The sequence below is a fragment of the Pseudomonas sp. JL2 genome (assembly GCF_031570495.1).
Taxonomy (GTDB): Bacteria; Pseudomonadota; Gammaproteobacteria; order Pseudomonadales; family Pseudomonadaceae; genus Aquipseudomonas; species Aquipseudomonas rhizophila.
On the sequence record NZ_JAKUDH010000015.1, the window covers coordinates 53679 to 79303 of the forward strand.

23 protein-coding genes and 3 tRNA genes are annotated in these 25625 nt (G+C 58.8%); 7 read left to right on the top strand and 19 right to left on the bottom strand.

The window, feature by feature from the left end; translation table 11 throughout:
* Nucleotide 1 precedes the first annotated feature (1 nt).
* Nucleotides 2-910 carry a 1-aminocyclopropane-1-carboxylate deaminase/D-cysteine desulfhydrase gene (locus tag MKS85_RS18980; protein WP_188251327.1) on the bottom strand — a complete coding sequence of 303 codons (909 nt, stop codon included), beginning with the start codon at nt 908-910 and terminating at the stop codon, nt 2-4.
* Nucleotides 911-1094: 184 nt separating this feature from the next.
* Nucleotides 1095-3134, bottom strand: a complete 2040-nt coding sequence (locus tag MKS85_RS18985) for an FAD-dependent oxidoreductase (protein WP_188251328.1) — start codon at nt 3132-3134, stop codon at nt 1095-1097.
* Between the two features lie 207 nt (nt 3135-3341).
* Here MKS85_RS18985 and MKS85_RS18990 point away from each other — a divergent pair, with 207 nt between their 5' ends.
* Together MKS85_RS18990 and MKS85_RS18995 are read left to right on the top strand one after the other, a co-directional pair.
* Entirely contained in the window at nt 3342-4472 is a 1131-nt protein-coding gene (locus MKS85_RS18990) for a carbon-nitrogen hydrolase family protein (protein WP_188251329.1), read from the top strand.
* Between the two features lie 4 nt (nt 4473-4476).
* Nucleotides 4477-5514: an AraC family transcriptional regulator gene (locus MKS85_RS18995; RefSeq protein WP_188251330.1), complete on the top strand. Its 1038-nt coding sequence runs from the start codon at nt 4477-4479 to the stop codon at nt 5512-5514.
* Between the two features lie 41 nt (nt 5515-5555).
* Here the strand turns inward: MKS85_RS18995 and MKS85_RS19000 are convergent, their stop codons facing one another.
* The 11 genes from MKS85_RS19000 to MKS85_RS19050 form a co-directional block, all read right to left on the bottom strand.
* On the bottom strand, nt 5556-5702 hold the full coding sequence (locus MKS85_RS19000) for a hypothetical protein (RefSeq protein WP_171061343.1): 147 nt from the start codon (nt 5700-5702) through the stop codon (nt 5556-5558).
* Between the two features lie 116 nt (nt 5703-5818).
* Complete coding sequence (locus MKS85_RS19005) at nt 5819-6769, bottom strand: DUF2242 domain-containing protein (RefSeq protein ID WP_188251331.1); 951 nt, start codon at nt 6767-6769, stop codon at nt 5819-5821.
* A gap of 221 nt (nt 6770-6990) precedes the next feature.
* A complete protein-coding gene (locus MKS85_RS19010; protein ID WP_310663116.1) occupies nt 6991-8862 on the bottom strand; it encodes a SurA N-terminal domain-containing protein in 1872 nt (623 codons plus the stop codon).
* A 225-nt stretch (nt 8863-9087) separates the two neighbouring features.
* Complete coding sequence (locus MKS85_RS19015) at nt 9088-9363, bottom strand: HU family DNA-binding protein (protein WP_047228496.1); 276 nt, start codon at nt 9361-9363, stop codon at nt 9088-9090.
* Nucleotides 9364-9511: 148 nt separating this feature from the next.
* Nucleotides 9512-11908, bottom strand: a complete 2397-nt coding sequence (lon, locus tag MKS85_RS19020; RefSeq protein ID WP_076383967.1) for an endopeptidase La — start codon at nt 11906-11908, stop codon at nt 9512-9514.
* 161 nt (nt 11909-12069) lie between these two features.
* Nucleotides 12070-13353: an ATP-dependent Clp protease ATP-binding subunit ClpX gene (clpX, locus tag MKS85_RS19025; RefSeq protein ID WP_047228498.1), complete on the bottom strand. Its 1284-nt coding sequence runs from the start codon at nt 13351-13353 to the stop codon at nt 12070-12072.
* A 107-nt stretch (nt 13354-13460) separates the two neighbouring features.
* Nucleotides 13461-14102, bottom strand: coding sequence for an ATP-dependent Clp endopeptidase proteolytic subunit ClpP (gene clpP / locus MKS85_RS19030; protein ID WP_003183177.1), 642 nt, complete (start codon nt 14100-14102; stop codon nt 13461-13463).
* A gap of 93 nt (nt 14103-14195) precedes the next feature.
* Nucleotides 14196-15506, bottom strand: a complete 1311-nt coding sequence (tig, locus tag MKS85_RS19035; protein WP_092400570.1) for a trigger factor — start codon at nt 15504-15506, stop codon at nt 14196-14198.
* Nucleotides 15507-15922: 416 nt separating this feature from the next.
* A tRNA-Leu gene (locus tag MKS85_RS19040) sits at nt 15923-16007 on the bottom strand.
* A gap of 57 nt (nt 16008-16064) precedes the next feature.
* Nucleotides 16065-16140: transfer RNA gene (locus tag MKS85_RS19045), tRNA-His, on the bottom strand.
* Between the two features lie 41 nt (nt 16141-16181).
* Nucleotides 16182-16258, bottom strand: a tRNA-Arg gene (locus MKS85_RS19050).
* Nucleotides 16259-16539: 281 nt separating this feature from the next.
* On the opposite strand from MKS85_RS19050, the gene folD reads away from it, so the two are divergent.
* Nucleotides 16540-17394 carry a bifunctional methylenetetrahydrofolate dehydrogenase/methenyltetrahydrofolate cyclohydrolase FolD gene (gene folD, locus MKS85_RS19055; protein WP_047228500.1) on the top strand — a complete coding sequence of 285 codons (855 nt, stop codon included), beginning with the start codon at nt 16540-16542 and terminating at the stop codon, nt 17392-17394.
* A 269-nt stretch (nt 17395-17663) separates the two neighbouring features.
* A complete protein-coding gene (gene pbpG, locus MKS85_RS19060; protein WP_076386598.1) occupies nt 17664-18602 on the top strand; it encodes a D-alanyl-D-alanine endopeptidase in 939 nt (312 codons plus the stop codon).
* A gap of 45 nt (nt 18603-18647) precedes the next feature.
* Here the strand turns inward: pbpG and MKS85_RS19065 are convergent, their stop codons facing one another.
* Nucleotides 18648-18851 carry a DUF6021 family protein gene (locus tag MKS85_RS19065; protein WP_076383965.1) on the bottom strand — a complete coding sequence of 68 codons (204 nt, stop codon included), beginning with the start codon at nt 18849-18851 and terminating at the stop codon, nt 18648-18650.
* Nucleotides 18852-18950: 99 nt separating this feature from the next.
* On the bottom strand, nt 18951-19628 hold the full coding sequence (locus MKS85_RS19070) for a peptidase C39 family protein (protein WP_047228501.1): 678 nt from the start codon (nt 19626-19628) through the stop codon (nt 18951-18953).
* A 223-nt stretch (nt 19629-19851) separates the two neighbouring features.
* Here MKS85_RS19070 and MKS85_RS19075 point away from each other — a divergent pair, with 223 nt between their 5' ends.
* A complete protein-coding gene (locus MKS85_RS19075; RefSeq protein ID WP_171061342.1) occupies nt 19852-20019 on the top strand; it encodes a hypothetical protein in 168 nt (55 codons plus the stop codon).
* Between the two features lie 76 nt (nt 20020-20095).
* Here the strand turns inward: MKS85_RS19075 and MKS85_RS19080 are convergent, their stop codons facing one another.
* Entirely contained in the window at nt 20096-20845 is a 750-nt protein-coding gene (locus MKS85_RS19080; protein ID WP_047228502.1) for a TerC family protein, read from the bottom strand.
* A gap of 28 nt (nt 20846-20873) precedes the next feature.
* Complete coding sequence (locus MKS85_RS19085; protein WP_107322275.1) at nt 20874-21125, bottom strand: hypothetical protein; 252 nt, start codon at nt 21123-21125, stop codon at nt 20874-20876.
* A gap of 136 nt (nt 21126-21261) precedes the next feature.
* Between MKS85_RS19085 and nhaR the strand changes: the two genes are divergently transcribed.
* Nucleotides 21262-22158: a transcriptional activator NhaR gene (gene nhaR / locus MKS85_RS19090; protein WP_076383964.1), complete on the top strand. Its 897-nt coding sequence runs from the start codon at nt 21262-21264 to the stop codon at nt 22156-22158.
* Here the strand turns inward: nhaR and MKS85_RS19095 are convergent.
* A complete protein-coding gene (locus MKS85_RS19095) occupies nt 22155-23312 on the bottom strand; it encodes an MFS transporter (protein WP_047228505.1) in 1158 nt (385 codons plus the stop codon). The genes nhaR and MKS85_RS19095 overlap by 4 nt on opposite strands.
* A gap of 283 nt (nt 23313-23595) precedes the next feature.
* On the opposite strand from MKS85_RS19095, the gene sstT reads away from it, so the two are divergent.
* Nucleotides 23596-24828, top strand: coding sequence for a serine/threonine transporter SstT (gene sstT / locus MKS85_RS19100; RefSeq protein WP_188251333.1), 1233 nt, complete (start codon nt 23596-23598; stop codon nt 24826-24828).
* 186 nt (nt 24829-25014) lie between these two features.
* On the opposite strand, the gene MKS85_RS19105 is transcribed toward sstT, so the two are convergent.
* Entirely contained in the window at nt 25015-25524 is a 510-nt protein-coding gene (locus tag MKS85_RS19105; RefSeq protein ID WP_047228507.1) for a DUF1993 family protein, read from the bottom strand.
* Nucleotides 25525-25625: the final 101 nt, after the last annotated feature.

Consider the following 25625-nt stretch of genomic DNA (forward strand, 5'->3'; position numbering starts at 1 on the left):
GTTATTCAAACCCTCGGCGGCCTTGCAAGCCGCCGGTGTGAACGAAAATCAAGCGGGTGCCGCGGCTAAACTGTCCGGCCTCGACCCGCGCCTTGAGCAGCATCAACGCCTTGCCGGTATACAGCGGCTCCAGTTCGATGGCGCCAGTGGCCTGGATGAAGGCGACGAGTTCGGCGTCGATCCGGGCAAAGCCGCCACGGCTGCCGTCGAACAACTCATAACGCGGGTTGCAAAGACCTGCTTGCCCCACGATGCTTTCGACCTGCTGCGCCACGCCGTGATCCGCAGGCACAGCCAACACGCCGTAGACCGGGTGCTCCCCCGCTTCAGCCAATACCAGCCCCGCCAGGGAGGTTCCGGTACCGCAGGCCAGCCACCAGCCGTGGTAATCCACCCAGCCCAACGCCGCCAATTGTTCACGGGCCCCGGCCACCCAATCCATGCAACCCTGCGCGCCGGACAATCCTGAACCGCCCTCAGGCACCGGATGCAGGTGCGGGTATTGCGCCTGCCAGGGTTGCCAGAAATCCGCGGCGTGCCGCCCTCGGTATCCGCCATAACCCAGCCAGTGCAGATCCATGTCGAACGCTTTGAGGTCAAGGACCGTCGGCGTTTCCTGGGGATAGCCGCGCAGCAGCCCGACCGTTGGGAACCCGAAGCGCTTGCCAGCCGCTGCCAGCGCATGCAGATGGTTGGAATAGACACCGCCCAGGCTCATGATCCCCTTGGCACCGGCCTCATGGGCAGCGCGCAGATGGTGAACCAGCTTGAACCACTTGTTGCCGCTGATCAGGGGGTCAATCTGGTCCAGACGCAGCACCGCCACTTCAACTCCGGCACGGGCGAGCCAGTCCAGATGAAGGAGCTCCAGGCGGGGTTGGGGGTGCCAGTCGAGGCAGGAAAGCAACATTGCAGCAGGCCGAGTCGGGACGAGCCGCAAGTTTAACAGCTCGGTCACGAACTCATCGCAACCCCTTGTGGGAGTGAACCTGCTCGCGATGGCGGTGGGTCAGTAAACACTCAGGCAACTGACTTCATCGCTATCGCGAGCAGGCTCGCTCCCACAGGGGCTCAGCCCCCGCAGATTCGGTCTTTTACAACTGCGCCGCCAATCGCGAACCCTGATTGATCGCCCGCTTGGCATCCAGTTCTGCCGCTACGTCGGCACCGCCAATGAGGTGGACGGTTTGCCCTGCGGCTTCCAGGCCTTGCTGCAACTCGCGCAACGGATCCTGGCCGGCGCAGATCACGATGTTGTCCACGGCCAGCACCTGCGGCTCGCCGGTTTCACCGATGCGAATGTGCAAGCCTTCGTCATCGATTTTCAGGTACTCGACGCTGTTGAGCATTTGCACCTGCTTGTTCTTCAGGCCCGTGCGGTGAATCCAGCCGGTGGTCTTGCCCAGGCCGTCGCCCACCTTGGATTTCTTGCGCTGCAACAGGAACACTTGCCGCGCCGGGGCATGGGGCTCGGCTTTGATACCCGCCACACCGCCGCGCGCCTGGAGCAGGGTATCGATCCCCCATTCTTTCCAGAACGCTTCACGGTCCTGGCTGGTGGCAACCCCTTGATGGACCAGGAACTCCGACACGTCGAAGCCGATACCGCCGGCCCCGATCACCGCGACGCTGCGGCCCACTGGCTTGCGCTCCAGAATCACATCCAGGTAGCTGAGGACCTTGGCATGCTCCACCCCGGGAATCGCAGGCACCCGCGGTGCGATACCGGTGGCCAGGATGATCTCGTCAAAACCGCCCGCGACCAATTGCGCCACATCCACCCGCGTGTTGAGACACAGCTCGACATGGCTGGTCTGCAATTTGCGCTTGAAATAACGCAGGGTTTCGAAGAACTCTTCCTTGCCCGGCACCCGCTTGGCGATATTGAACTGGCCACCAATTTCGCTGGCCGAATCGAACAGCGTCACCTGATGACCCCGTTCGGCCGCCACGGTAGCAGCGGACAAACCGGCCGGACCGGCACCGACCACAGCGATTTTTTTCACCTGGGTGACCGGCAAGTAATTGAGCTCGGTTTCATGGCACGCCCGCGGGTTCACCAGGCAACTGGTGAGCTTGCCGCCAAAGGTATGGTCCAGACAGGCTTGGTTACAGCCGATGCAGGTATTGATTTCATCCGCGCGCCCGGCGGCAGCCTTGTTGACGAACTCCGGATCGGCCAGGAAAGGCCGCGCCATGGACACCATATCGGCGTCGCCTTCGGCCAGGATCTGCTCGGCCACTTCCGGGGTGTTGATGCGGTTAGTCGTGATCAGCGGAATACTCACTGAGCCGCGCAGTTTGGCTGTGACCTTGCTGAACGCCGCCCGCGGAACCTTGGTGGCGATGGTAGGAATCCGCGCCTCGTGCCAGCCGATACCGGTGTTGATGATCGTCGCCCCGGCCTGCTCGATGGCTTTGGCCAACTGAACGATTTCATCCCAACTGCTGCCACCTTCCACCAGATCGAGCATCGACAGGCGAAAGATAATGATGAAGTTGGGACCGACCGCCTCACGCACCCGACGCACGATTTCCACCGGCAGGCGCATGCGGTTTTCATAGCTGCCGCCCCAGCGATCGGTGCGGTGGTTGGTATGGGCCGCCAGGAACTGGTTAATGAAATAACCTTCCGAGCCCATGATCTCGACACCGTCGTACTCGGCTTTCTGGGCCAGGACCGAACAGGTGACAAAATCACTGATCTGCTTTTCGATGCCCTCTTCGTCCAGCTCCTTGGGCTTGAACGGGTTGATCGGCGCCTGGATCGCGCTCGGTGCCACCTGCTTGGGGCTGTAGGCGTAGCGCCCGGCGTGGAGAATCTGCATGCAGATCTTGCCACCGGCCTCATGCACGGCACGGGTCACAATCTGGTGCTTGAGGGCTTCTTCCTCGGTGGTCAGCTTGGCCGCGCCGGAGTAAACGCCGCCCTCGTCATTCGGCCCGATTCCGCCGGTGACCATCAGACCCACGCCGCCACGCGCGCGCTCGGCAAAATACGCCGCCATGCGCTCGAAACCACCGGGTTTTTCTTCAAGACCCGTGTGCATCGACCCCATCAGGGTGCGATTGCGCAACGTGGTAAAACCCAGGTCCAGCGGGGCCAGCAGGTGCGGGTAATGAGGGGCGGTCATCGATAACTCCACAACGGGCGATCACGGAAAAATGCGGAGGCTCTGCGGCTTCCATCAGTCATGCCAGACAGCCTAAGAGCGGGAAGCTGCGTGCTCAATGGCCGTAACTGACAACTTAATGATCCAAATGCGCAACGCCCCTTGGCAACACCCCATCGTGGGCCCTACCCTAGTCAGCGAATCCGCACACGGCCGCTGACTGTTCCCATGCGCAAATTTCTGTACCTGCTGTTGTCACTGGCCTTGATTGCCGCCCTGATCACCTACGCACTGTGGACGGTGGATCGTCCGGCGGGTCATTACCTGTCAGACCTTCGCATCAACCTGGCGGTGAACCAGGGCACCCCCGCCGATCAAGGCAACTTGCTGGGCATCCAGCCCGAACTGTTCCCCACCGACTACCAGAGCCCCGAACGCCTGCACCGCAAACTGGCGGCCTATCTGCAAACCGCTCGTGACCTGGGCTTGCTCAATGACAAAACCGTGGTGGTCTTGCCCGAGCACATTGGCACCTGGTTGATGGTCGCCGGGGAAAAAGACGAGTTGTATCAGGCCGCCACGTTGAAGGAAGCGATGAACTGGCTGGCGGTCAGCAACCCGCTGGCGTTCATCCAGGCGCTGGTCAGCGCAAAAGGTGACAACCGGCTGGACGATGCTTACTTGCGCATGAAAGCCGACACCATGGCCCGTGACTACCAGGCACTGTTCGGCGGACTCGCCAAGGAGTTCGGCGTGACTCTGGTGGCCGGCTCCATCGTGCTGCCCGAGCCAAGCGTCAGCGATGGCCAACTGAAAGTGGGCCGGGGCCCGTTGTACAACAGTAGCTTGGTGTTCGGCCGCGACGGTCGGCCGCTGGGCCAGCCACAGCGCCAACAGCACCCCATGTTCGAGCAACAGGGCGTGCTTGGGCCAGACCATCCAGACACAATCAGCGTCGTCGACACCCCTGCCGGTCGCCTGGGCGTGCTGATCGGCAGCGACAGTTGGTACCCGGTTCATTATCGGCAGTTGAATGAACAGGGTGCGCAATTGGTGGCAGTGCCTGCCTTTGTCAACGGTCGCCATACCTGGGAAAAACCTTGGAGTGGCTATAGGGGCCTGTCCACACCGAGTGAAGTCAGCCTCAAGCCTGGGGAAGTGAGTGAAGGCCAGGCCTGGCATCGCCTGACACTGACCAGCCAGCCGCCCAGCAGCCAGGCCAGGGGCGGCGTCAGTGTCTTCCTGCGCGGTCAGTTCTGGGACAACGGCAGCGCCGGGCAGAGTTTCATCAGTCATGACGGCGAGCATTTTCCCGACGGTGAAGCTCGTGGCGCCCGTCTGCTGAACCTGTGGCTGTAACACCATGAAACCGCAACCGATGCGACTGGGAGACTTGTCAGTCAGCTTCGTCCATAGCCTGGCCGACGCGGTTGCCAGCCATGGCCACGATCCCCAGCCTTTGCTTGAACAATACGGTCTGGATGCGGCACGCCTGGCCGAGCCCGGGGCTCGTCTGTCGATCCCGCGCTACATGCGCCTGGGGCACGCCGCCATCCAACAGACCCAGGACCCTGCCTTGGGTTTGCGCATGGGCCAACTTAGCCGCTTGAGCCAGGCCGGGCTGGCAGGCGTGACGGCGGCTCAGGCACCGACGGTGCGCGAAGCCGCGCGGTGCATGATCCGCTTCGAGCCGCTGTACGGCTCCAACTATCGCGGTCAGTCGAGTTTTCATGAAGATGCCCGAGGCGCGTGGCTGCGGTTCTATTCCATCAGCCCCTATAACGCCTACAACCGCTTCGTCGTGGATTCGATCATCGCCGGCTGGCTGGCGCAGCTGTCCTGCGTGAGTGCTGTCGCGTTGAGGGCTGAACGGGTGGAAATCGAGTTCGAAGCACCGGCATACCTGGAGGCCTATCGCGCGCTCGGTGACTGCCCGATCCAGTTCGGTGCCGAACACAATCAGCTACGCCTGGGACTCGACAGTCTCGCCCAACGCAACCCCCAACATTGCCCCGGCACCTGGCGACACCTGGTTCAGTTGTGTGAACGGGAACTGGAGCAATTGACGCGCACCCGCAGCCTGCGCGAGCGCATCATCCAACTGCTGGGGCCCTTGCTCAACGGCGGTCGGGAACCCGACCTGGAAGAAGTGGCGGCGCGTCTGAAGCTGCCGACCTGGACACTGCGTCGCAAACTGGCCGAAGAAGGCACGCAATTTCGCGCAATCCTCAACGACACTCGCCGCGACCTGGCCATGACCTACATTCGCGACACTGAACTGGCGTTTGGTGAAATCGCGTACCTGCTGGGGTTCGCCTCAGCGGAAGCCTTTCAACGCGCCTTCAAGCGCTGGAACAACCAGACTCCGGGCGAGTTTCGGCGCAGTCGTAGAAGCATTTAAGCTGCAAACTTGCCGCTTATAACGTGTAGCTTTTAGCTGATTTACAGCTCTGTTGCATCCTCGGCGGGTTCCAGGGGATCAAGCTCATACGCCTGATATTCCAGCAGCTCTTCCTGATAATCATCCATCTTGAATCCTTCCCATAACGTAACGTTGAAACCGATGCCTGATGGCGCTGGAATCAGCATAAAGCCGCTTTATGAACAAAACATGAAGCAAAAGCTTCATGAATTAAACGTAGCACAGCGCTGGGAAATTACTGCGTGCAGGTGTGGCAAGGGATTTCCACCCTTGCCACTGAGCATCAAGAGGCGGGAAGCGGCTGGATCGGCTCGGAGGGGGCCGGCAAGGCGCTGGAGGGTGGCGGTGTAATGGCTTGCGTCGACGACTCTGGCTCGGATGATTCAGGCTCACTGGGTGCGATGGGCGCAGGCTCGGCCGGCGGCGCGACCGGCTCCGAACTGGCCGGAAAAGTCTCGGCAGGCGCGGGCGTGGCCTCCTCCACCGGCGCGACTGGCGCCGGTGCCGGTTCGGGAGCCGATTCGGAAGCCGGCTCCGGCTCTGGAGCTAGAGCAGGTACAGGAATCGGTGCCGGCTCTGGTGCAGGAACAGGCATCGGTGCCGGCTGCGGAGTAGAAACCGGTGACAACGCCGCCGGCTCGACCTGGGGTTCAGGAACGCCAAGCTCAGCCTTGGGCTTTTCGGTTTCTTCCACGGGTTTCTTCGCCTCGGGGGGCAGGAACAACTCCACGAGGGCAAAGAAACGCTCATAGAACTTCGCCGACGACACGGTTTCGCTGGCAACCTTGACCATCGAATCATCGGACGAGCCGATCGGCATCGACACCGATCCCAGCACCCCCACGCCCAAGCTGGCGGAGTTGTTGGTTTTTTTCAGCGCATAACGGTCCTGCAAGGCGTTGGCAAACATGGTCGCACGGTGTCCGGGACCACTGTCTTGCGCACAGACCAGATTGAAGCTGATCTCCATATGGGTTTCGCCGGTCTGCTGAAAACTCTTGTGACCGCTGACCAGCTTCGGATCGCTACTGGTAATGATGTAGCCCTGGCTGAGCAATGCCCGGCGCCCGGCTTCGCAGGTCGCCGCATCATTCACTGAATAGGAACGCGAGAACGTACCGGAGTCATCGAAGTTTTCATGCTCGTAGATAGCGGTTTTCTTCGACGAGCAACCGGCTGCAGCGGCCAGCACCAGTGCCAGCCCGACGGTGCGCATAGGGAATGATTTGAACATTGAACATCCTGAGGAAAACGATCCGGGGCGTATTGTGCAACAGAACGCTGCCAGGCCGCGTGGCTAATCTTGTCTCAAACGGGTTACAAGTCTACTGGGGGTTATTTGCGGGAAAAAGACGCGAATTCGGTGGAGCGACGAAGATACTGCCCGATGCAACAAGCAGACACAAAAAACCCGGCCTTTCGGCCGGGTCGTTGTGGGGCAAACCATCAGAGCACTTAGAAGCGCTCGATGTCCGCCTCACTCTCCAACTGCTTGCGATAGGCAGCGAAGTCCTGCTGGCCGACACGAGAAGCGAGATAACGGCGGTATTGCGCCTTCTCCTCATCGCTCGGTGCCGCCGCTTCGTTCACGCCGTTCAAACGCACGATGACCAGACTGCCGTCGGGCAACGTCACACTGCTGAACGTCGGCTTGTCTTTCGATTCGGGTTTAGGCATCCGGAACAATGCCTGCAACACCGCCGGATCAATCCCTTCCTGGCTTCGAGTCGCCGCCTCGATGACCTTCCATTTCTGACCTTCGACAGGTTGATCCAGGGCCGTCTTGCCATCGCGCAAACCGGCAATCAACTCCTCGGCCCGGGTCTTGGCCGCCGCACTGGCATGTTCCTTCGCCAGTTGAGCGCGAATGGCCCCGTCCACGCTTTCCAGTGGCATTTGCTCGGGCTTGCGGTGCTCCTTGGCACGCAGCACCACCACGGTTTCCGGGTCCAGCTCGATGGCGGTGCTGTTTGCACCCTCATCCAGTACCTCCGGGCTGAACGCGGCGGTCACCACGGCGCGGTTGGCCGCGATCCCCTCCCCACCCTCACGGCCGAACGGCGCCGAAGTGTGGACGGTCAGTTTCAGGTCCTGAGCCGGCTGTGCCAGGTCGGAGGCTTCGAAAGAGGCATCCTCCAGTTGCTTGGTCGCCTCCACGAAACGCTGCTCAACCTGCTGGGTTTTCAGCTCGCGAACAAGCTTGTCCTTGAGGCTGGCAAACGTTGGCACTTCAGGCGCTTCGACTCCCAACAACTTGATCAGGTGAAAACCGAAATCGGTACGCACCGGTGCCGATACCTGATCCTTGCTCAACGCATACAGAGCCTTTTCGAACTCCGGATCGTAGACACCCGGACCGGCATAACCGAGATCGCCGCCGCTGTTCGCCGAACCTGGGTCCTGGGAGAACTCCTTGGCCAACGCCTCAAACGATTCGCCTTTGGCCAAACGAGCCTGAATCTCTTCGATCTTCGCCTTGGCCTCGGCTTCGGTGACCTTGTCGTTCACTTCGATCAGGATGTGCGCAGCACGACGCTGTTCGGACAGGTTCGCGATTTCTTTCTGATAGGCCGCTTGCAGGTCTTCATCCTTGACGCTGACCTGATCGAAGAAAGAAGCCTTCTTCAGCTCAAGGTAGTCGATGACCACCTGGTCGGGCGTCATGAATTCCTTGGCATGCTTATCGTAGTAAGCCTTGACCTCATCATCGGTCAGTTTGACCGTCGACGAGTCGGCCTGGATATTCAAGGTGGCGAAATCCCGGGTCTGTTTTTCCAGACGGGCGAAGGCCAACACCTGGGCGTCGGTGACAAAACCACTCCCCGCCAGACCTGCGCGCAACTGGCCGATCAGCATCTCCTGAGCCAGCATCTGACGAAATTGCATGCGGCTGTAACCCAGCTGGCGGATCACCTGATCGAAACGCTCGGCGCTGAATTTGCCATCGACCTGAAACTCAGGCGTTTGCAGGATCACTTGATCCAGCGCCGCTTCGGAGAAAGCGAATTTCGAATCTTGCGCGCCTTGCAGCAACAGCTTGCGATCGATCAGGCCTTTGAGCGCTGAGTCGCGCAGCATTTTTTCGTCCAGCAACGAAGCGTCGAAATCCTTGCCCAGCTGTTGCATGAGCTGGCGGCGTTGCATGTCGACCGCCTGGCTCAGCTCGTTCTGGCTGATCTCTTCGCCGTTGACCTTGGCTGCGTCATTACTGTTGGTGGTAGCTTGAAAAATGGCATCGAAACCGGTCAACGCCATCAATACGACGATGACCCCGATGATGGTTTTGGCAATCCAGCCTTGTGAATTGTCCCTGATATTCTGCAGCATGCGTCCCCCAGAAACGGTTGAACTTCAAATTTAGGCAACCGTGGAGCGTGGGTAGAATCCGGATAGAAGAAAGGCGCATCCGAGGATGCGCCTTCTCGTAACTGGCGGAGCGGACCGGACTCAAACCCGCGAGTCCTGGCGTGACACACCGGCTACAAACCGGCTGTATGACCGCTCCGCTGCCAAGCCAGGCATGACCCCGACCCGGATAAACTCGGTGAAACCTTAGTCGTTAACAGCTTCTTTCAATGCCTTGCCAGCTTTGAAACCAGGCTTTTTGGCAGCAGGGATTTCCAGCGTTTGGCCGGTCTGCGGGTTGCGGCCGGTACGCGCTGGGCGATCAGTCACGGAGAAGGTGCCGAAACCAACCAGAACTACGGAGTCGCCGGCCTTGAGAGCGCCAGTGACGGATTCGATTACAGCGTCCAGCGCACGGCCAGCAGCAGCTTTCGGGATATCAGCGGATGCAGCGATAGCATCAATCAGTTCCGACTTGTTCACTCTAAGTCCCCTTATATCTATTTGAGATGATTCTAAGTTTTTTTGGTGAAAGCAAAAACGAGTGCTGAATGGCCTACAGACACTTAAGAGCCGCTTTATAACAAGGGCTCTAAAAAACTGTCAAGGAAGCCCCCCAGGCAAATGCGTATTAATGCGTGCTAATTCTTTCCTTAGAGTCAGACTCTCGCTTGTCTTCCTTCGCGACTATCTCCGGAGCCACATCCGGCAAGGGCTCCGGCGCGTATTGCAGCGCAATTTGCAGGACCTCGTCAATCCATTTAACCGGTTTGATCTGAAGATCCTGCTTAATGTTGTCAGGAATCTCCTTCAAATCGCGGACATTCTCCTCGGGAATGATCACGATCTTGATCCCGCCACGGTGAGCCGCCAGCAGTTTTTCCTTCAGACCGCCGATGGCCAATACCTGGCCACGCAGGGTGATTTCACCCGTCATGGCGACGTCGGCGCGCACAGGAATGCCGGTCAGCGCGGATACCAGGGCCGTGCACATGCCTACGCCGGCGCTCGGGCCGTCCTTGGGCGTAGCCCCTTCAGGCATGTGGATATGCGTATCGCGCTTCTCGTGGAAGTCCAGGGGGATGCCCAGGCTCCGGGCGCGGCTGCGCACGACCGTCAGCGCTGCGGTGATCGACTCGACCATCACATCGCCCAGCGAACCGGTCTTGATCAGTTGACCCTTGCCCGGTACCACGGCCGCTTCGATAGTCAGCAACTCGCCACCGACCTGAGTCCACGCAAGGCCAGTCACCTGACCAATCTGATCCTGCTGCTCGGCGAGGCCGTAGCGGAATTTGCGAACACCCAGGAAGTGCTCCAGCAGGTCCGAAGTAACCTTGACCGCGAAGCGTTTTTCCAGCGCATGCTCTTTGACCGCCTTGCGGCAGACCTTGGCAATTTGCCGCTCCAGACCACGCACACCCGCCTCGCGAGTGTAGTAGCGGATAATGTCGCGAATCGCTTCCTCGTCAAATTCCAGCTCGCCTTTTTTCAGGCCGTTGGCTTGGATTTGCTTGGGCGAAAGGTATTTGACGGCGATGTTGATCTTCTCGTCTTCGGTGTAGCCCGGCAGACGGATCACCTCCATCCGGTCCAGCAGTGCTGGCGGAATGTTCATGGAGTTGGAGGTGCAGAGGAACATCACGTCCGACAGGTCGTAGTCGACCTCCAGATAGTGATCGTTGAAATTGTGATTCTGCTCCGGATCGAGCACTTCGAGCAGCGCAGAAGCGGGATCGCCGCGCATATCGCTGCCCATCTTGTCGATTTCATCCAAAAGAAACAGCGGATTGCGCACGCCAACCTTAGTCATCTTTTGAATCAATCTTCCTGGCATCGACCCGATATAAGTGCGGCGATGCCCCCGAATTTCCGCTTCATCGCGCACGCCACCGAGGGCCATGCGCACGAATTTACGATTGGTCGCGTGGGCAATCGACTCTGCCAGCGATGTTTTACCGACCCCGGGAGGCCCCACCAGGCACAGTACCGGCCCGCGAATTTTCTTCACGCGTTTTTGCACGGCGAGGTATTCGAGGATACGTTCCTTGACCTCTTCCAGACCGTAATGGTCGGCATCGAGAATATCTTCGGCGCGGGCCAGGTCCAGACGGACCTTGCTTTGCGCCTTCCACGGCACCTGAACCAGCCAGTCGATATAGGAGCGCACCACAGTGGCTTCGGCAGACATAGGCGACATTTGCTTGAGCTTGTTCAGCTCGGCCTGGGCCTTGGCAAGTGCATCCTTGGGCAGGCCGGCGGCATCGATGCGCTTTTTCAGCTCTTCGATTTCGTTGTGCCCTTCGTCACCATCGCCAAGTTCCTTCTGAATGGCCTTCATCTGCTCATTCAGGTAGTACTCGCGCTGGCTGCGCTCCATCTGCTTCTTGACGCGACCACGAATGCGCTTCTCGACCTGCAGTAGGTCGATTTCGCCATCCAGCAGTGCCAGCACGTGTTCGACACGGGCAGACAAATCGATGATTTCGAGAATTTCCTGCTTCTGCTCGATCTTGAGGGCCATGTGGGCCGCCATCGTATCGACCAGCCGCCCAGGTTCGTCGATGCTGTTAAGCGACGACAGGACCTCAGCAGGCACCTTCTTGCCCAACTGCACGTATTGTTCGAACTGCGACAGAAGACTGCGGACAAACACCTCAGACTCACGCTCGGGCGCGTCCACTTCGTCGATCAGCGACACTTCGGCCCGGCAATGGCCGTCCACTTCGCTGAAACGCTCGACCGTGCCACGCTGCTCACCTTCGACCAGGACCTTGACGGTGCCGTCGGGCAGCTTGAGCAGCTGCAGAACTGTTGCAATTGTGCCTACGCGATAAAGTGCGTCTTCGCCGGGATCATCGTCAGCAGGATTTCTCTGCGCCAACAGAAGAATCTGCTTGTCACCCGTCATCGCAGCCTCGAGGGCTTCGATAGACTTCTCGCGCCCCACGAACAGCGGGATAACCATGTGCGGATAAACCACGACATCACGCAATGGCAGGAGAGGCAATTCGATGGTTGTCTTCATGATTTCGCCTCTACGGCGGCCACAAGGCCGGAAACAGATGGAAGTAAGCTTGAAACCAAGATGGGGGCAGCCTTGAAAAAAAACAAGCGCAAAGACACGTCTAAAACGCGCAAAAAGCAAAGGGGCCCGAAGGCCCCTTCTTTATTCCGGCACCGGGACGCTTAAGCGTCCGGCGCGGCCTTGGCAGCCGGCTCTTTGTTTTCGTAGATATACAAAGGCTTGGACTTACCTTCTATAACGCTTTCATCGATCACGACTTTACTCACCTCAGACTGCGAGGGGATCTCATACATCGTGTCCAGCAATACGCCTTCCAGAATCGAGCGCAACCCACGGGCACCGGTTTTACGCTCCAGGGCTCGTTTGGCAACCGATTTCAGCGCGTCGGAACGGAACTCCAGGTCTACACCTTCCATTTCGAACAGCTTGGCATATTGCTTGGTCAGGGCATTCTTCGGCTCGGTCAGAATCTGCATCAGTGCAGCTTCATCCAACTCGTCCAGCGTCGCCAGGACCGGCAAGCGACCCACGAATTCCGGGATCAGACCGAACTTGACCAAATCATCAGGTTCGACTTCACGCAGGGATTCACCGACCTTCTTACCCTCTTCCTTACTGCGCACTTCGGCGTTGAAACCAATGCCGCCACGGGTGGAACGGTTTTGAATAACCTTTTCCAGGCCGGAGAACGCGCCACCGCAGATGAACAGAATGTTACGCGTGTCGACCTGCAGGAACTCCTGCTGCGGATGCTTGCGACCACCCTGAGGCGGAACGGAAGCCACGGTACCTTCGATCAGCTTGAGCAAGGCCTGCTGCACGCCCTCGCCGGAAACATCCCGGGTGATGGACGGGTTGTCGGACTTGCGGGAAATCTTGTCGATTTCGTCGATGTAGACGATACCCATCTGGGCCTTTTCCACATCGTAATCGCACTTCTGCAGCAGTTTCTGAATGATGTTCTCGACATCCTCACCCACATAACCCGCCTCGGTAAGGGTGGTTGCGTCGGCGATGGTGAATGGAACGTTCAGCAAACGGGCCAGGGTTTCGGCAAGCAGGGTTTTACCCGAGCCTGTCGGGCCGATCAGCAGGATGTTGCTCTTGCCGAGTTCGACCTCGTCATTCTTTTTGTCACGTTGGTTCAGGCGCTTGTAGTGGTTGTACACCGCTACGGCCAGTACCTTTTTCGCGCGCTCCTGACCAATGACATATTGATCAAGGATGCCGCTGATTTCTTTAGGCGAAGGCAACTTATGCGCGCTGCTTTCGGCCTGGGCTTCCTGCACCTCCTCGCGGATGATGTCATTGCACAGGTCGACGCACTCGTCGCAAATGAAGACCGAGGGGCCGGCAATCAATTTGCGTACTTCATGCTGGCTTTTGCCACAGAAGGAGCAATAAAGCAGTTTGCCGTTGTCCTCGCCGTTGCGGGTGTCAGTCATTCGATCGATCCAAATCCGATAGGCTTGCAACACAAGATGAAGGCAATTGCGGGCTTTTTCAAGCCCGCAGGCGGCCGGTCATCCCAACCACCTGCATTTTGAGCGGCTTAGGCAGGCATTTGACGCTTGTTGATCACGGAGTCGATCAGGCCATATTCGGCCGCACGCTCAGCGCTCATGAAGTTGTCACGCTCGGTGTCACGCTCAATGGTTTCGAGGCTTTGGCCGGTGTGATGGGCCAGCAGCGAGTTCAAGCGCGAACGAATGTGGAGGATTTCCTTGGCATGGATGTCGATATCCGACGCCTGCCCCTGGAAACCACCCAACGGCTGGTGAATCATCATGCGCGAATTAGGCAGGCAGTGACGCTTGCCCGCTGCGCCACCGGCGAGCAGGAATGCGCCCATGCTGCAGGCCTGGCCGATGCAGATGGTGGAAACGTCAGGCTTGATGAACTGCATGGTGTCGTAGATCGACATGCCTGCTGTCACCGAGCCACCAGGTGAGTTGATGTACAGATGGATATCCTTGTCCGGGTTTTCCGCTTCAAGGAACAGCAGTTGCGCCGCAACCAGGTTGGCCATGTAGTCTTCAACGGGGCCGATCAGGAAGATGACGCGTTCCTTGAGCAGACGCGAGTAGATGTCATAGGCACGTTCGCCACGGGCAGACTGCTCGATAACCATCGGGACCAGGCCGCCTGCGGCTTGGATGTCAGAGCTCTGCTGATAAAAAGAATTGCGGGACATGTCTCGCAGTCACTCCCAAATAGTTATGTCTTGAATACGCATAAGCCAGCGCGAAGGCTGGCTTATGGGTGTGTATTTCTTACCGCAGAACGATCAATCGGCTTGTGGAGCTTCCACCGGCTTGACCGCTTCTTCGTAAGAGACCGCTTTATCGGTCACGCTAGCTTTCTGCAGAACAGTATCCACAACTTGTTCTTCCAGCACAACCGAACGGACTTCGTTCAGTTGCTGGTCGTTCTTGTAGTACCAGGACACGACTTGCTCAGGCTCCTGATAGGCCGAAGCCATTTCCTGGATCAGCTCGCGAACGCGGGCTTCGTCAGGCTTGAGTTCGAACTGCTTGACCACTTCAGCAACGATCAGGCCCAGCACAACGCGGCGCTTGGCTTGCTCTTCGAACAGCTCAGCGGGCAGTTGGTCCGGCTTGATGTTGCCGCCAAACTGTTGAACAGCCTGTACACGCAGACGGTTCACTTCGTTGTCCAGCAAAGCCTTTGGCACTTCGATCGGGTTGGAGGCCAGCAGACCGTCCATGACCTGGTTCTTGACCTTGGACTTGATGGCCTGACGCAGCTCACGCTCCATGTTCTTGCGAACTTCGGCGCGGAAACCTTCCAGACCGGTTTCCTTGATGCCGAACTGGGCGAAGAACTCTTCGTTCAGCTCTGGCAGTTTCGGCTCGGAAACGCTATTGACGGTCACGGTGAACTCGGCGGTTTTACCAGCCAGGTCCAGGTTCTGATAGTCCTCAGGGAAGGTCAGGTTCAGAACGCGCTCTTCACCGGCCTTGGCGCCAACCAGGCCATCTTCGAAGCCAGGGATCATGCGGCCAGAGCCCAGCACCAGCTGAGTAGCCTTGGCGGAACCACCGGCGAACACTTCACCGTCGACCTTGCCGACGAAATCGATGTTCAGTTGATCTTCGTTCTGGGCAGCACGATCGGCCACTTCGAAACGGGTGTTCTGCTTGCGCAGGATGTCCAGCATCTTGTCCAGGTCGGCATCCGAAACATCGGCGCTCAGACGCTCGACGGAGATGGACTCGAAACCGGCAACCGTGAACTCAGGGAACACTTCGAACGTGGCGATGAACTCCAGGTCCTTGCCCTTTTCCAGCACTTTAGGCTCGACGGACGGAGCACCGGCCGGGTTCAGCTTCTGCTCGACGACCGCTTCGTAGAACGAAGACTGGATCACATCGCCCACGGCTTCCTGACGTGCGTCAGCTTCATAACGCTGACGGATCACGCTCATTGGCACTTTGCCTGGGCGGAAACCTGGGATTTTGGCCTTTTGGGCAGTCTGCTGCAGACGCTTGTTGACCTGAGTCTCGATGCGCTCAGCCGGCACGGTGATGCTCATGCGGCGCTCAAGAGCAGAAGTATTTTCAACAGAAACTTGCATGGATATTCCTCGTTGCACAGACGTTGGCCGGGCGTTTCCGACCCCAGAATCAAGGGCATGCATTCTAGTAGGTCAAACTCAAGAAGTCACCCTACTGAAAAAGGGCTGGAAACAGGCGCCGAATTTAGGAGCGGACATACGGTCATGCCTCGCCCGGATTGCAAATACAGTCGGTCGCTGCAAGGCTCTGGGTCAATGCTTCTATATATAGGAGCAGCAAACCCGCGCGCCCGGCATCCGGTCTCGCGAGGAGACCAACGGGCATGCCGCGCATCATCAGGAAACACAATCGTGATGACCCGGGCACCCCGCACAACCCTGAACCAGGGTCGGCGACAAAAAAATCATGAATACAAAAACGGCGCAGCCCTCTTCAGGTACTGCGCCGTTCTCTGCTATTTAAATAGCGACTTGTATGGTGCGGACGGAGAGACTCGAACTCTCACACCTTGCGGCGCTGGAACCTAAATCCAGTGTGTCTACCAATTCCACCACATCCGCGTATCAAGCTTTTAAAGCAAAGGCGCCAGACTGTTAATCTGGCGCCTTTCTAGAATATGGGGTGGACGATGGGGATCGAACCCACGACAACGGGAGTCACAATCCCGTGCTCTACCAACTGAGCTACGCCCACCATATTGCCTTGTTGCCTTACTTGTGCCAAAGCTGCCTAATTGGCGCACCCGGCAGGACTCGAACCTGCGACCATCCGCTTAGAAGGCGGATGCTCTATCCAGCTGAGCTACGGGCGCCTTTTTAATCTGTATTCTTGGACGATTACAAACTAAGTGCTTTCAGTGTTACCGAGTTAAAACAACCAACTCTGCTCCACCTTCTTAACCAGTGCTAGGCTGTGCCCGACAAGTGCGACGAATGTTATAGACGGCCTGATAGGTCGTCAACTCTTTTTTAAAAAAAATTCATTTAATTAAAGGGGTTAGGGGAATTTGCAGACCAAGCGCCTTTGCCCTCACGCCTCGGCATGCGAGAATGCGTTCTCTTTTTTTCCCCTCTCGATGGTTAACCACGCGCAATGACTGCACAACTTATCGACGGCAAATCGATCGCCGCCAGCCTGCGCCAGCAGATCGCCCAACGAGTCACCGAGCGTCGCCAGCAAGGCCTGCGCACGCCCGGCTTGGCGGTGATCCTGGTCGGCAGCGATCCTGCCTCTCAGGTTTATGTCTCGCACAAGCGTAAAGACTGTGAAGAGGTCGGCTTCCTTTCCCAGGCCTACGACCTGCCTTCCGAAACCACTCAGCAAGCATTGGCTGATCTGATTGATCGCCTGAACGACGACCCGAACATCGACGGCGTTCTGCTCCAACTACCCCTGCCTGAACACCTCGACGCCTCCAAACTGCTGGAGCGTATCCGCCCGGACAAAGATGTCGACGGCTTCCATCCTTATAATGTCGGTCGCCTGGCCCAGCGTATCCCGCTGCTGCGCCCCTGCACCCCCAAAGGCATCATGACGTTGCTGGAAAGCACCGGCGTGGACCTGTACGGTCTCGATGCCGTGGTGGTTGGCGCGTCCAACATCGTCGGCCGTCCGATGGCCATGGAGTTGCTGCTGGCCGGCTGCACCGTCACCGTGACCCATCGCTTTACCAAGGACCTGGCTGGACACGTCGGCCGCGCCGACCTGGTGGTCGTTGCCGCCGGCAAGCCTGGCCTGGTGAAGGGCGAGTGGATCAAGGAAGGCGCCATCGTCATCGACGTGGGTATCAACCGCCAGGACGATGGCAAGCTGGTCGGCGACGTGATCTACGAAACCGCCCTGCCCCGTGCAGGCTGGATCACTCCAGTCCCTGGCGGCGTAGGTCCGATGACCCGTGCCTGTCTGCTGGAAAACACCTTGTATGCGGCGGAAACGCTGCATAGCTGATACGCCTTTTCAGCGCAGTTCCAATCCCTGTGGGAGCGAGCCTGCTCGCGATAGCTTTGTCTCAGCCTTCATCCATGCTGACTGACACACAGCTATCGCAAGCAGGCTCGCTCCCACAGGAGTTTTTGCGCCCTTCATTAAACTTTATTTAATCGCAAGCCCCGGCGGTACAGGCATATGGCGCTGTCGTCGCCCATACTCATAAAATGCAGCGCTTTTTTAACAAGCCATTGCTGCACGGCACCTTCAACTCTATCGAGTCTACTCGCGTGAAAATCCGTCTTTCTATCCTCAGCCTGTTCTTCGCTTTCACAGGTACCTTTATCACGCAGAATGTCGAGGCGCAGGAAACCATCGCCACCCCGCGAGACACCTCAAAACTGCAAGTCGCCTCGGGCAGCGCGATACTGCTGGACTTGCAGACGAATAAAGTCGTTTATGCCAGCAATCCCGACGTAGTGGTGCCCATCGCTTCGGTGACCAAATTGATGACCGGTCTGATCGTGCTGGATGCCAAGCAGGATCTGAATGAATACATCTCCATGACCATCGCCAATACACCGGAGATGAAGGGGGTATTTTCCCGGGTCAAGCTCAACAGCGAACTGTCACGCCGGGACGTGTTGCTGATTGCCCTGATGTCGTCGGAGAACCGCGCCGCCGCCAGCCTCGCCCACCACTACCCGGGCGGGTACGCAGCGTTCATCGCGGCCATGAACGCCAAGGCAAAGGCGCTGGGCATGAGCAGCACCCACTATGTCGAACCCACAGGCCTGTCGATTCACAACGTATCCACCGCCCGGGACCTGACCAAACTGCTGATCGCGGCACGCAAATATCCATTGCTGAGCGAACTGAGTACCACCAAGGAAAAGACCGTAACCTTCCGCAAACCGGTTTATAGCCTGGGCTTTCGCAATACCGACCACTTGGTCCATAAGGCTGGCTGGGACATCCAACTGACCAAGACCGGCTTCACCAATCAGGCCGGCCACTGCCTGGTACTGGTGACGAAAATGAGCAATCGACCGATGGCCTTGGTGGTGCTGGATGCGTTTGGGAAATACACCCACTTCGCCGATGCCAGCCGGATCCGTAGCTGGGTGGAAACCGGCAAAAGCGCCAGCGTCCCTGCCGCGGCCCTTCAATACAAGGCGGCCAAGAACCTCAAGAGCCGCCAAACCGGTGTAGTCGAAGCGTCGAATTAATTAACCAGGCAAACAAAGCCCCGACTCATCGGGGCTTTGTTTTATTCAAGGTTTTAGATCACCCAACGGGTCATACGCTCTGGAACCGGGCTCCTCCTGCTCATCCTCTTCGTCCAGAGGCGCCTTGGCGGGGCCTATCGGATCGACTTGAGGATCGCCGAGATCCGGCGAGTCGGGATCAAACCCCAAATCATCGCCAGAAGAATGTTCGGAAGAATGTGGCCCCGTAGGTGTTTTCGACTGTGCCATGCTTTTCTCCTCGCAAGCATGGGCCGGATATTCCGGCCCTGAGGTTAGGAGCCTCTGGCATGGCGGGTGGTGCCCGACAAGTGACGAACGGGGGTGAGATCAGTGTGCGCCGCTCAGGGCTTGAGTCGCCCGGGCCGCTGCCTGCTCCTGCCCTGCCCCGGCCAGTTCGCCCGCAGCTTTCAGCCAGCGCTGAGAGTCTACCTTGGCCGGGAGCTGCGTAGGTCGCTGGACCAATACCGCCCAGCCTCCAGCATCCTTGAGAGCCGACTCAAACCCACTGAAGCTCATCAGCAGCCGCCGGTTCATCCCTGATCGCAGCAAGACCGTCTGCTTTTGGCGGTCATAACCGACGAGAATGCCGTATCTGGGCCCAGACCAGAAAGCCGACCCCTCCGTATAGCGCACCAACACGGGATAACCTGCCGCGACTTGCTCCAACAGTGCCGGCAGTTCGCTGTCGAGGGGGTACACCACCAGCCCATACTCTCGCGCCAGGGTCTGCAGGTTCTGCTGCAAATGAGCCTCGCCTTCCGGCAGATGCAGAGGCTTCTCCAGCAGCCCCGGGGTGATTACCGTGCCTTGCAGCGTCAAGAGGCTGGCCAGCGACTGGGGGCCACCCTGGTACATCTCACCGCGAAAAAACGGCACGCTGTTGAGTTCCACCCGCTCGGGCAGGCGCTGAATCTGCGGCGACACACTGCCTGCGCAACCCGCCAGGGCCGCCAGGCAGGCCGTCACCAGTACCAGTGATCGAAAAGAGGAAATTACCGGAAACATTAGGACTCTCTTGTTAAGGCACCCGACATCGGGCCAGGCAAGGGCCGTCGATCATAAGGTGCAGACAGACGTGGGTATAGCCTTAAACAGCAGTCCCATCGCGGCGATAGAACGAAGCGGTCCGTCTGTCATCAATACCGATCGATTCCCTGCAACACTTTAGCGACTAGACTGTCCATTGTAACGAGTGCGTCGCCCTGAACTTGGGCAGAAGGAGGCACAGATGAGCCTGACCACAACAATCCTGATGCTGATATTCGGCTGGTTAAGCGTCGCCACAGCCATGCTGTGGGGCGTTTTGCGCATTGCACGCCGCCATCATCCTGCGCCACGACCAGCGCGGGCGGAAAAAGCACCAAAACCGGCCAGGCGCCACGCCGCCGCACACTGACCGGCCCGCCGCCCTTCAAAAATCCAAAAAAAAAGCCGCCCGGGCATGGACCCGGGCGGCTTTTGAGTGCCTGTAATCAGGCTTTGTCAGCCAACGCCCTTTGCTGACGACGACGCGACATCATGTTCAACACCTCAATCGCTGCCGAGAACGCCATGGCTGCGTAGATATAGCCCTTGGGCACATGAGCACCAAAGCCTTCGGCGATCAACGTCATGCCGATCATGATCAGGAAGCCCAGCGCCAACATGACCACTGTCGGGTTGTCGTTGATGAACTTGGCCAGCGGCTCGGCCGCCAGCAACATCACCAACACCGAGATCACGACGGCGATGATCATGATCGGCAGATGCTCGGTCATGCCCACGGCGGTAATGATGCTGTCGATGGAAAATACCAGGTCCAGCATCAGGATCTGACCGATCGCAGCGGCAAATCCGAGGGTCACGCCGGAGGTGGCGGATTTCGGATCATTCGGTGCCGGGTCCATGCTGTGGTGGATCTCGGTGGTGGCTTTCCACAGCAGGAACAGGCCGCCGGCGATCAGGATCATGTCCTTCCAGGAGAATGCCTGACCGAGGATTTCGATAACCGGCTCAGTCAACTGCACGATGAAAGCAATGGTGCTCAACAAGCCCAGGCGCAGGATCAGCGCCATGCCAATGCCGATACGCCGCGCCTTGGCGCGGTGCTGTTCGGGCAGTTTATTGGTCAGGATCGAAATGAAGATCAGGTTATCGATGCCGAGCACGATTTCCATGACGACCAGAGTCGCCAGCGCGATCCATGCAGTGGGGCTGGCAGCGAGTTGTAAAAGATAATCCATGGGTCAGTCCTGACTCGATATGACGGGGTTAAATGGTTTGGGTGGAGGTTTCGGATTCTTCAGCCTCATCCGCCGGCTTCTTCTTGGGGCTGATCAACCCGCCAGTGGCCTCGCTGATCGCCTGTTCCGCAGCCTTATGGGTGTCATCGATTGCCTGCTTGGCCGTTTCCGCGGCTTGCCCCATCAACTGCTGGGCACTTTTTTCGGCCTGTTCACAGCCAACGAGGGCGATTGAAGACACTGCCAACAAGGCCGCCAAACCCAGGGTTTTGTACGTCATGGATAAATGCCTCTCAGGGTTAAACAGAGCACCAAAGGTGGCTCACCGATGGCCCGGCATTCTAGAGAGGTGAATACTTCAGGAAAATTCGTATTTTCAGCGGTTATACTTCGATTTTTACGAATCGGTGTGCCTTATGCTCAATTACCGACAGTTGCATTACTTCTGGGTGGTGGCCAAGACCGGCAGCATTGTGCGGGCCTGCGAGCAACTGAACCTGACACCACAAACCATCAGCGGGCAGATCTCGCTGCTCGAGCAAACCTTTAACATCAAGTTGTTTCGCCGCGTCGGGCGACAGTTGGAACTGACCGAGGCTGGCCGCCAGACGCTGCCCTATGCCGAACACATGTTCCAGTTGGGTGGCGAACTGGAGCTTATGCTCCGGGCGCAACCCAATGAGCAGCAGACGCTGTTCCGGGTCGGGGTGGCGGACGTGGTGCCCAAGTCCATCGTCTATCGACTGCTGGCGCCGACCATGGAGCTGAGTGAGCCGCTGCGCATCACCTGCCGCGAAGACAAACTCGAGCGGCTGTTGGCGGACCTGGCGATCCAGCGCCTGGACCTGGTGATTTCCGACAGCCCGATGCCGACCCACCTGGACATCAAGGGTTATAGCCAGAAGTTGGGAGAGTGCGGGATCAGCTTCTTTGCCACCGCTGCGCTGGCCGAGCGCTATGGGCAGGATTTCCCCCGCAGCCTGAATGACGCCCCGCTGCTGATTCCAGGTGCCGAAACCGTGGTACGCAGCCGCTTGCAACGCTGGTTCGCCGAGCAACAGATCCAGCCACGCATCGTCGGCGAATTCGACGACAGCGCGCTGATGCAGGCCTTCGGGCAATCAGGCAGCGGAATTTTCATCGGCCCGAGCGTGATCGCCGAAGAAGTTCAGCGTCAGTACGGCGTACAGGTGATCGGCCAGACCGATGCGGTCAGCGAGTCGTTCTATGCCATTTCCGTGGAGCGCAAGGTCAGCCATCCGGGCATCGTCGCCATCGCCGAAGGGGCCCGACGCGAGCTGTTCAGCGCTTAGGACTGCGCGCAGGCGGCACGGGGCTTGAAGGTCATCAGCAATAACGCCAGCAGGATCGATATGAGGATGAACCCGGACGCGGCAAAACCAACGCTGCCCAGGCCCAGGGTATCGATGACGCGCCCACCGACCATCGCCCCCAAGCCAATTCCCAGATTGGCCCCGGCGATGTTCAGCGATGCGGCAAAGGCTGGAGCCTCAGGCGCGGCCTTCATCAGTCGTACATGACTGACCAGGAACAGGGCCGCCTGGGTCACTCCCCAGATGCCCATCGCTGCCGCCAGCCCGACGGTCGAATGAATGCTCGGCACCAGCGCCACCATGCCGCCGATCAGGAACAGACAAAACACCATCGAGGCGATCAAAGGGTGTCGGTCCACCGCGCGGCCGCCCAGAGAGTTACCCACCAGCCCCACGGCCCCGAAGCCCATCAGGCACCAGCCCACCAGTGTGCCGTCGAACCCGGCCAGGCGCTCGAGGATATCGGCCAGGTAGGTGTACGCGGTGAACATGCCGCTGAACACCAGGATCGACAGCAGCACATGGCCCTGCATCAACGGGCTGCGCAATATCTTGAGTTGCGAGCGCAAACTGACCTGGTGCTGATGCAGATTGGTTTTGGGCAGGTAGACAAACAGCAGCAAGGCCTTGGCGAACGCAACGAACGCCAGGATGGCGAAGGCGCTGCGCCAGCCGAACGCATCAGAAATCAGCGTGCCTACCGGAATACCGAACACCGTGGCACAGACAATGCCGAACCCGATCCGGGCGATGGCCCGCCCGGCAAACTGCGGCCCGACAATGTCCACTGCCGTTTCACTGGCCAATGCCCAGAACACCGGTAGCCCCAAGGCTGGGATCAATCGGGCGACGGCCATTACGCCGATATTGGGGGCCAGCGCCGCCAGTGTGTTGGCCAGACCAAACATCACCAACACGCTGATAAACAGCTTGCGCCGCTCAAAGCGGGCGAACCAGGCGGTCAGGAACGGCCCGAATGCCGCCACGGTAAATGCAAACAGCGTGACCAGCAGCCCGGCCTGGGCAATCGTGACTTGCAGGTCGCGGGCAATGGATGGCAACAGGCCGACGATGATGAATTCGGTGGTCAGCACTGTAAAACCAGCCGCCGACAACAGAAAAACAGACAACATGCAGAACTCCAGCAAAACAACGACACCAGCGTCAGCCCAAAAGGGTCGCTGGCAGAGTAGAAAGGGGATTGGCCCAAAGCCTAACAGAATGCGCCCCTCAGACAAACGCGTGTGAACGCCCAAGCGACGGATCGTCACAGGTCCGTCAGGTTTTTCCGCGGGCTGTGATAAAGTCCGCGGCCTGCAAACGCTGTACTTTCTTTTCGGTCCCGCTCACGTGGCCTGCCCGCCTGTTGCCCTGAGGGGTCGACCGTTGCACACAAAAAAAATCAGAGATGCCGTTATGACTGCTTTGTCTCCTTCCGTTCTACACCGCCTCAAACGCACCGGCCTGGTGACGCAAATCGTCATCGGTCTGATCGCCGGCATCATCCTGGCGTGGCTGGCACCGGACCTTGCCAAGTCCACCGCTTTCATCGGTAAGGTCTTTGTGTCAGCGCTCAAGGCCGTGGCACCGATCCTGGTGTTCGTGCTGGTCATGGCGTCGATCGCCAACCACAAGCACGGTCAGGAAACCCATATCCGGCCCATTCTCTTCCTGTACCTGCTCGGCACTTTCGCCGCCGCAGTGGTCGCAGTGGTTGCCAGTACCCTGTTTCCGTCCAACCTTGTCCTGGTGTCCCATGACGTCGCCGTCACCGCCCCCGGCGGCATCGGCGAAGTACTGCAGAGTTTGATGCTCAGCGTGGTGGACAATCCGGTCAGCGCCCTGATGAATGCCAACTTCATCGGCATTCTTGCCTGGGCCATCGGCATGGGCATTGCCATTCGGCATGCTGGCGAAACCACCCGTACCGTGCTCGGGGATCTGTCCAACGGCGTGACCGTGATCGTGCGCGTGGTCATCTGCTTCGCCCCGCTGGGGATCTTCGGCCTGGTGGCCTCGACCCTGGCAACCTCAGGTTTCAGCGCGTTGCTGGGCTACCTTCACCTGTTGACCGTGCTGATTGGCTGCATGCTGTTCGTGGCGCTGGTGATGAACCCGCTCATCGTGTTCTGGAAGCTGCGTCGCAACCCGTACCCACTGGTCTTCACCTGCCTGCGCGAGAGCGGCATTACCGCATTCTTCACCCGCAGTTCGGCGGCGAATATCCCGGTGAACCTGGAACTGAGCAAACGCCTGGGCCTGCACGAAGACACCTATTCGGTATCGATCCCGCTGGGCGCGACCATCAACATGGCCGGCGCCGCCATTACCATCACCGTACTGACCCTGGCGGCGGTGCATACCCTGGGTATCGTGGTGGACGTGCCGACCGCCGTGCTGCTGAGCGTCGTCGCGGCCATTTGTGCCTGCGGCGCGTCCGGCGTGGCCGGTGGTTCGCTGTTGCTGATTCCCCTGGCATGCAGCCTGTTCGGTATCCCCAGCGACATCGCCATGCAGGTGGTCGCCGTGGGCTTCATTATCGGTGTCCTGCAGGATTCGGCGGAGACTGCGCTCAATTCCTCTACCGATGTGCTGTTCACCGCGGCGGCTTGCTTGGGTGAGGAAGAGAAGCGCGAACGCGTGGCCTGACAGCGGCGCTGGAGGTATGACCGTCATCGCGAGCAGGCTCGCTCCCACAGGGTTTGTGGCAGATACAAATCCAATGTGGGAGCGAGCCTGCTCGCGATAGCGATGGCACAGCCACCGTGTAAACAGACCGCCACAAAAAAGCCCGGGACGGCCCACACCGTCCCGGGCTTTTTCATGCTGGCGGGTTTAGAACGCGCCCATGTAGTCGCGTTTGCCCACTTCCACGCCATTGTGGCGCAGCAGCGCATAGGTGGTGGTGACGTGGAAGAAGAACTGCGGCAGACCATAGGTCAGGAGGTAGTTCTGGCCGGTGAAGCGTTTTTCTTTCGGCGTGCCCGGACGGGTGACGATTTCGATGCCTTCCTTGCCGTCGATCTGCTCGGGGCTGATGCCGTCGATGAACGCCAATACCTTGGTGATCAAGGCTTGCAGTTCGGCAAAGGTGGTTTCGCTGTCGTCATATTTCGGCACTTCAAGCTCGGCCAGACGCGCGGACACGCCTTTGGCGAAGTCCACCGCGATCTGCACCTGGCGTACCAGAGGGAACATGTCAGGGTACAGGCGGGCTTGCAGGAACGCGTTCGGGTCGATGTTTTTCGCAGTGGCGTGGGCTTCAGCCTTGTTCAGGACATCACTCAGGGCGTTGAGCATCTGCTTGAAAACCGGGATGGAAGCGGCGTACAGGGAAATAGTCATGGCGATCTCATGCAGGTGGCAGGAAAGGACAAATCAAACGGGTGCGATTATAGCCACGCCTTGTTGCGCACCTTGTCTTTTATTGCGCAAGGATTAGGCTA